1 protein-coding gene is annotated in these 428 nt (G+C 65.0%); it reads left to right on the forward strand.

Annotated elements, in window-relative coordinates; genetic code table 11:
• The coding region (locus JZ792_RS43750; protein ID WP_216918454.1) for a response regulator transcription factor at positions 1–359 on the forward strand (359 nt) is incomplete at its 5' end.
• Between the last annotated feature and the right edge of the window lie 69 nt (positions 360–428).

The following is a 428-nucleotide window of genomic DNA, read 5'->3' on the forward strand; positions in this document are numbered from 1 at the left end:
ACCTCATCCGCCAGGGTGCGAGCGGCTACCTCAACAAGGAATGCGACCCCAAGGAGATCGTGGAGGCGATCCGCACCATCTCGCTGGGCCGCCGCTACCTCACGCCCGCCGTGGCCGATCTGCTCGCGCAGCAGCTCAACCGCAAGGACGACGCGCCGCCGCACGAACAGCTCTCCGAACGCGAGTTCCAGGTGTTCCTGAAGCTGGCCAAGGGCGAGACCGCGGGCGACATCGCCAAGTCGCTGTCCCTCAGCGTGAAGACCGTGAGCACGTACCGCACGCGGCTCATGGAGAAGATGGCGCTGTCGTCCAACAGCGACCTGACCTACTACGCGCTGAAGAACAAGCTGATCGATTGATCTGCCCCCGGGGTGCCCGCGGCGCCCCGGGGGCAGATCAATCGATCAGCTTGTTCTTCAGCGCGTAGT

The sequence above is a fragment of the Nocardia noduli genome, from assembly GCF_019038455.1.
GTDB classification, from domain to species: Bacteria; Actinomycetota; Actinomycetes; order Mycobacteriales; family Mycobacteriaceae; genus Nocardia; species Nocardia noduli.